Origin of the sequence: uncultured Cytophaga sp. (assembly GCF_937863595.1) — a bacterium.
Taxonomy (GTDB): Bacteria; Bacteroidota; Bacteroidia; order Cytophagales; family Cytophagaceae; genus Cytophaga.
Map to the genome: position 1 here is coordinate 1 of NZ_CALMGQ010000135.1, position 6,850 is coordinate 6,850.

Sequence of the window (6,850 nt, forward strand, 5' to 3'; positions counted from 1 at the left end):
ATTTTATATTTATATAATTAAACAATAATCTTATTTAAAAACCAATAAGCGACGAAATAATATTAGACATAGTTAAAATTTTGCATTATTTTTTTTAAATATTGAAATAATTTAATCCTCTTTACTTTATAATTTAACAATCACTATGTATTTTTAAGCGTTAAAAGTTTTATCAATCTAATTAAATATATAAATCATCATGTCGAGAGAAGCGGAAATAATATTAGACGGTAAAAGTTATAAATTCCCAGTAATTGAAGGGTCTGAGGGTGAACTAGCGATAGATATTGCCAAATTAAGAGATCTTACTGGTTATGTTACATTAGATACTGGTTATAAAAACACTGGAGCCACTAGAAGCGCAATTACCTTCCTGGATGGAGAAAAGGGAATTTTAAGATATAGAGGTTACCCAATTGAACAATTAGCAGCTAAAGCTTCTTTTTTAGAGGTTTCTTATTTATTAATATATGGTGAATTACCAAATACTACTCAATTAGATACATTTAGAGAACGAATCAGAAAACATACAAGCCTACATGAAGATATAAAGAAAATATTTGATGGTTTCCCATCTTCCGCTCATCCAATGGGTGTTTTATCTTCCGCAGTAAGTTCATTAACAGCTTACTACCCTGGTTCAATCGATCAAAATGCTAATGATGAAGAAATAGACCTTACTATTGTTCGTTTAATGGCAAAACTACCAACAATTGCTGCTTGGTCTTATAGAAACTCAAAAGGTCAACCTTTGATGTACCCAAAGCCAAAAATGGGATATTGTGAAAACTTCCTTTATATGATGTTTGGACATCCACATGAAGAGTTTTCTGTTGACCCAATAGTGGTTCAGGCTTTAAATACATTATTCATTCTACACGCAGACCACGAGCAAAACTGTTCAACATCTACTGTTAGAATTGTTGGTTCTGCACATGCAAGTTTGTATTCTTCTATTGCAGCAGGTATTAATGCATTATGGGGCCCATTACACGGTGGTGCAAACCAAGAAGTAATTGAAATGTTGGAAGAAATTAAAACTTCAGGCATTTCTACTAAAGACTACATTGCAAAAGTTAAAACAAGAGAAGTTCGCTTGATGGGCTTTGGCCACAGAGTATATAAAAACTTTGACCCACGTGCAAATATCATCAAAAAAGCATGTGATGACATATTGAATAAACTTGGAGTAAATGATCCTGCGTTAGAAATAGCAAAAGAATTAGAACAAGCTGCACTAAGTGATCCTTATTTTATTGAACGTAAACTTTATCCAAACGTAGATTTTTACTCTGGTATTATTTACAAAGCTTTGGGGTTACGTAGTGATTTATTTACTGTAATGTTCGCAATTGGTCGTTTACCAGGATGGATTGCTCAATGGAAAGAATTGAGAGATGCTAAAGAACCTATCGGTAGACCAAGACAAATATACACAGGTTATACTGAAAGAGATTATGTTGCTATTGATAAAAGGAAATAGTGAAAAAGTACGGAGTATTGAGTATTGAGTACTAAGTACCGAGTTTAAAAAAATAAGGTTCAACTAATATAGTTGAACCTTATTTTTTTAAACTGTATTGAATATAAAAGCACTTACTATCTTTTTTGTTTTCATTTTATATACTAAGTACTCTGTACTCAATACTTCGTACTATTCATTTTATCTTTTAACATTCTCCAATCGGTCGTCTAAATTTTTCAATGCATCCATAAATTCTTCACGAACTTTTTTAGCATACGGATTTTCTAATTCAATGGTTAAAAACAAATCCATTGAATCTCCACCTAAATTCCGTTTAATATCTAATAAATATTGATATGCAGGTGTTTTTTGTTCTACATCTGGAATGTCCATTTCATTAATAGAACGTCCAATAAAGTGCGTCAAAGCTTGTACGTAAGCCATTTGTTTGTCATGTGTTTCTGGAGTACGTTCAAGTACATTCAATTGCAATACATTACTAAAGAAATGCATGATTGCACGTGTTTTTTTAGAGCGCACTGGGCAAATAACCATATTCAAACCCTTCACTCCATTTTTTCCACTTTGAGGTCCAAACAAGGGGTGCGTACCAATAATATCAACCGTTTCAGGCAAATGTTTTAACATTAAAGATATTGGCTTTACTTTAACAGAAGACACATCAGCTACCAAGGCACCGTGAATTAAGTAGTCCTTAATATCAATCAAAACAGACTCTAAAAACTGAACAGGAACAGCTAAAATAACAATATCTTTTGAAGCTGTCTCTTTTAAGGTTCCCCAAGTAACATCTTTCTCAGCAGCTATGTGAGAAAGATCTGTTAAATCATGAACTGTAACAGAAATATATGGCTGTAAATGCTTTACCATAAACTGCCCAAATCCGCCAAAACCAATTATTCCTAGTGTACGCATAATTTAGAATTCAAATGTGTACTCGATACGTTCGAGATAAAAATTTAGTTTCAATGTATAATATAAGAATCAATTACGCATCCGAATTCCTTTTTCAGATAAAAAGGTTTTCAATTCAGGGATACCTATTTCTTTGAAATGGAAAATACTCGCTGCTAATGCTGCGTCTGCTTTACCAATCGTAAATACATCTGTAAAATGTTCCATTGTTCCTGCACCACCAGAAGCAATAATCGGAATGGAAACATGAGTAGAAATAAATGAAGTTAATTCATTTGCAAATCCAGATTTTGTTCCGTCTTTATCCATGGAAGTTAACAATAACTCTCCTGCTCCACGCTCTTGCATTTCCTTAGCCCATTTGAATGTATCTAAGGTAGTAGGTTTGGTGCCGCCATGGGAATGAACAATATTATTACCATCTACATTTCTAGTGTCAATAGCAACAACAATACATTGGTTTCCAAACTCTCTTGATAATTGATCAATCAATGCAGGATTATTAATAGCAGATGAATTTACAGAGACTTTGTCTGCGCCCGCATTTAAACATGCTGAAACGTCTTCAATAGATCCGATCCCACCTCCAATTGTAAAGGGAATATTAATATTTTGAGCAACGCGCTTTACCAACTCAACCAAAGTTTTTCTTTTTTCTAACGTAGCTGTAATATCTAAAAACACAAGTTCATCTGCACCTTGCTGAGAATATAACGCTCCAAGTTCTACAGGATCGCCTGCATCACGCAAGTTTAAGAAGTTAACACCTTTTACGGTTTTACCATCTTTCACATCTAAGCAAGGTATAATTCGTTTTGTAAGCACGTTTTGTAAAAGTAAGTTTTATTAATACGTTTTAAGATTGTATTAAGCGTTGAATTGAGATAATTGTTTTAATGAAATGCGTCCTTCGTAAAAAGCTTTCCCAACAATAACAGCATATATATTCATGTCGTTTAATTTTTCAAGATCTGCAAATTCTGCAACGCCACCGCTTGCAATCCAATTTATCTGAGGAAATTCTTTCGATAATTGTTTATATAAATCAAAGGAAGGGCCTTGTAACAAACCATCCTTAGCAACATCGGTGCAAATGGAATACGAAATTCCAAAAGGTAAAAACTGATTCATCAATTGTTGAATACTTAAGTTTGAGGTCTCTTGCCATCCATGTACAGCAACCATTCCATCCTTGGCATCTGCACCTAAAATAATTCGGTGTTTACCGAATTGCATAAGCCAGCCTTGCACTTTCTCCGGATTCTTAACAGCTATACTGCCAGCCGTTATTTGTTTAGCACCCGCATCAAAAGCAATTTTTAAATCTTCATCGGATTGCAACCCACCACCAAAGTCGATATCTAGCTTTGTAGCAGATGTGATATTTTTGAGTACTTGATGATTTACAATATGTTTTTGTTTTGCTCCATCCAGATCCACCAAGTGTAACCTTTTAATTCCAGCATCTTCAAACATTTTAGCAACTTCAACCGGATTGGAGTGATACTCTTTTTTCTGATTGTAATCGCCTTGTGTTAATCGTACACACTTACCATCTATAATATCTATTGCAGGAATTATTTGTATCATTTTTTAAGCTGAATGCGGAAAGCCTAAGGCCTAATGCGTATGAGTAGTAGAATTTTAATTATAGTTCAATAAAGTTTTTCAATATCTGCTCGCCTACGTCACTGCTTTTTTCTGGGTGAAATTGTACGGCATAGAAATTATCCTTTTGCAATGCGCAGGCATAAGGAAGAATATAATCTGTTGTTCCTATTTGGTATGGATTGGATTCAACATAATAACTATGTACAAAATAAACGAAACTACCTTCATCTATCCCTTTAAACAAGGGACTTTTCAAATCTGTTATCGTATTCCAACCCATTTGTGGTACTTTATCTTGAGGCGGAAATTTCTTAACCATCGCAGGAATAATCCCTAAGCATTCTGTGTTATTTTCTTCGGAATGAGTACACAATAATTGCTGTCCGATACAAATACCAAATACAGGTTGTTTTAAGTCTTTAATTACTTGATCTAAGCCTTTACTTCGAAGATAATTCATTGCATTAGAAGCTTCTCCTTGCCCTGGGAAAAGCACTTTATCCGCAGACTTCAATTCATCTATATCATCGGTCAAAATAGGCTCAATACCTATTCTGTTAAGCGCATATATTACAGATTGAATATTTCCAGCGTTGTATTTTACAATTGCTAATTTCATTTTTGTCAGTTGAGAGTGTAACGTGTAAGGTGTAATCTATACACTCTACACTTTTTACTTTACACTTTTAAAGCGTTCCCTTAGTGCTTGGAATCTTTGTATTAGAAGGATCTTTTCGAATAGCTGCTTTTATTGCTTTTGCAAAAGCCTTAAAAGTAGATTCGATTTTATGATGTTCGTTTTCGCCTTCTACCTTAATATTTAAATTGCACTTGGCTGTATCGCAAAATGATTTAAAGAAATGATAAAACATTTCTGTAGGCATATCTCCTATTTTCTCTCGTTTATATTCCGCTTCCCACATCAACCAACTTCTGCCAGAGAAATCAATTGCAACTTGCGCCAAACATTCATCCATAGGTAATAAAAAACCATAACGATCTATGCCCCGCTTTGTACCTAGTGCTTCTAGGAATGCTTCGCCTAATGCTAATGCTGTATCTTCAATCGTATGATGTTCGTCTATATGTAAATCACCTTTCACTTCAACATTCAAATCAATACCGGAGTGTTTACACAATTGATCCAACATGTGATCAAAGAAACCAAGACCTGTATTCATAACACCTTTACCTTCACCATCTAAATCCAGATATATTTTAATATCGGTTTCATTGGTTTTGCGATGCACGCGTGCAATACGTTCTGACTTTATTAGGAATTTGTAAATCTCCATCCAATCGTCTGTAGCTAATGCGTATTGCAATTCTCCAACTCCCCAATCCGATGCATTTGTTGATGGAGTAATATATATTGCTTTCGACCCTAGATTTTTGGCCAATTGGAGATCAGTTACTCGATCGCCGATTACAAAACTATTTTCTAAATCATACCTTCCATCCATATATTCTGTAAGCATTGCAATACCTGGCTTACGTGTTGGAAGGTTATCTTTTGGAAAAGAGCGATCTACATGTATACGTTTAAATACAATTCCCTCGCCTTCTAAAATCTTTAACATTTTATTTTGCGCAGGCCAAAACGTTTCTTCGGGGAATGAATTAGTACCTAAGCCATCTTGATTGGTAACCATCACCAATTCGTAATCTGACTCTACAGCGATCTTAGACAGAGCTGTTAATACTCTTGGCAAAAAATCCAATTTCTCTAATGAATCAATTTGCTCGTCAGCAGGTTCTTTTATAATTGTTCCATCGCGATCAATAAACAATGCTTTCTTTTTCATATCTATATCCTAAACTATGGAATTAAAACTTCTTTAAAACGTCAATAACTTTTTCATTTTCAACTTCTGTACCAACTGTTATTCGAATACATCCTTCACACAAAATGATTTTAGAGCGATCTCTAGTTATTACCGAATGTTCAACTAAGTAATCATATACTTTCTTACCGTCTACCGTTCGCATTAAAATAAAGTTGGCATCTGAAGGATATAACTCTAAACAAACAGAAAGTTTAGTTAATTCAGTACGCAACCACTCACGTTGATTTAAAATCTTTTTTACCATATCATCTTTTAACTGCACGTTAGACAAGGCTTCTAATGCACACTCTTGAGTTAATAGATTAATATTATACGGTGGTTTTATTTTATTTAAAACGGAAACGATTTCATGAGAAGCAAATGCAGTACCAAGTCTAAGAGCTGCCATGCCCCAAGCTTTAGAGAAGGTTTGCAATACTACAAGATTGGGGTATTGGTTCAACAAAGGAACAAAACCGATACTTGTTGCAAAATCAATGTACGCTTCATCTACGACTACTATGCCTTTAAATGCAATAATAATCTGTTTCACTTTTTCTTCATCCATTAAATTCCCCGTTGGATTATTGGGAGAGCAAATGAAAATAATTTTAGTAGTTGGCTTTATAGCAGCTAAGATTGCGTCGACATCCAAATTATATTCTTTCGTTAATGGAACAGAGATGAGTTCAATATCATTAATGCCTGCACTAACTTCATACATACCATAGGTAGGCGGCAAAATCAAAATACTATCTTTGCCAGGATTACATGTAGCACGAATCAATAAATCAATCGGTTCATCACTCCCATTCCCAAAGAATATATTTTCTATTGGAACATTCTTAAGTTCACTTAGCTTTTCTTTGACTTCTCGCTGCAAAGGATCTGGATACCGATTCACTTTCTTTTTAATGACCGAACCATACGGATTTTCATTCGCATCTAAAAATACACCTTCCGTACCGTTATACTCATCTCTTGCAGAAGAATACGGTTTTGCATTCTTAAT

Annotated in this window: 7 protein-coding genes; 1 reads left to right on the forward strand and 6 read right to left on the reverse strand. The window is 34.3% G+C overall.

Annotated elements, in window-relative coordinates:
• Window positions 1-199 precede the first annotated feature (199 nt).
• Window positions 200-1,483: a citrate synthase gene (locus Q0543_RS11665; protein ID WP_299253051.1), complete on the forward strand. Its 1,284-nt coding sequence runs from the start codon at window positions 200-202 to the stop codon at window positions 1,481-1,483.
• 180 nt (window positions 1,484-1,663) lie between these two features.
• Here the strand turns inward: Q0543_RS11665 and Q0543_RS11670 are convergent, their stop codons facing one another.
• The 6 genes from Q0543_RS11670 to hisC all read right to left on the reverse strand — a co-directional run.
• Window positions 1,664-2,401 (reverse strand): prephenate dehydrogenase/arogenate dehydrogenase family protein, encoded by a 738-nt coding sequence (locus Q0543_RS11670; protein ID WP_299253054.1) that lies wholly within the window; start codon window positions 2,399-2,401, stop codon window positions 1,664-1,666.
• Window positions 2,402-2,470: 69 nt separating this feature from the next.
• Window positions 2,471-3,226: an imidazole glycerol phosphate synthase subunit HisF gene (gene hisF, locus Q0543_RS11675; protein ID WP_299253056.1), complete on the reverse strand. Its 756-nt coding sequence runs from the start codon at window positions 3,224-3,226 to the stop codon at window positions 2,471-2,473.
• A gap of 42 nt (window positions 3,227-3,268) precedes the next feature.
• Window positions 3,269-3,991, reverse strand: coding sequence for a 1-(5-phosphoribosyl)-5-[(5-phosphoribosylamino)methylideneamino]imidazole-4-carboxamide isomerase (gene hisA, locus Q0543_RS11680; RefSeq protein WP_299253059.1), 723 nt, complete (start codon window positions 3,989-3,991; stop codon window positions 3,269-3,271).
• A 58-nt stretch (window positions 3,992-4,049) separates the two neighbouring features.
• Entirely contained in the window at window positions 4,050-4,631 is a 582-nt protein-coding gene (hisH, locus tag Q0543_RS11685; protein ID WP_299253062.1) for an imidazole glycerol phosphate synthase subunit HisH, read from the reverse strand.
• A gap of 67 nt (window positions 4,632-4,698) precedes the next feature.
• On the reverse strand, window positions 4,699-5,817 hold the full coding sequence (gene hisB, locus Q0543_RS11690; RefSeq protein WP_299253065.1) for a bifunctional histidinol-phosphatase/imidazoleglycerol-phosphate dehydratase HisB: 1,119 nt from the start codon (window positions 5,815-5,817) through the stop codon (window positions 4,699-4,701).
• A 22-nt stretch (window positions 5,818-5,839) separates the two neighbouring features.
• Window positions 5,840-6,850: histidinol-phosphate transaminase (gene hisC, locus Q0543_RS11695; RefSeq protein ID WP_299253068.1), on the reverse strand; the 1,011-nt coding region annotated here is incomplete at its 5' end.

Bases quoted from the DNA above. Each gene is read 5' to 3' on its own strand.
- Q0543_RS11665 (WP_299253051.1), top strand. From the start codon at position 200: ATGTCGAGAGAAGCGGAAATAATATTAGACGGTAAAAGTTATAAATTC.
- Q0543_RS11670 (WP_299253054.1), bottom strand. From the start codon at position 2,401: ATGCGTACACTAGGAATAATTGGTTTTGGCGGATTTGGGCAGTTTATG.
- hisA (WP_299253059.1), bottom strand. From the start codon at position 3,991: ATGATACAAATAATTCCTGCAATAGATATTATAGATGGTAAGTGTGTA.
- hisH (WP_299253062.1), bottom strand. From the start codon at position 4,631: ATGAAATTAGCAATTGTAAAATACAACGCTGGAAATATTCAATCTGTA.
- hisB (WP_299253065.1), bottom strand. From the start codon at position 5,817: ATGAAAAAGAAAGCATTGTTTATTGATCGCGATGGAACAATTATAAAA.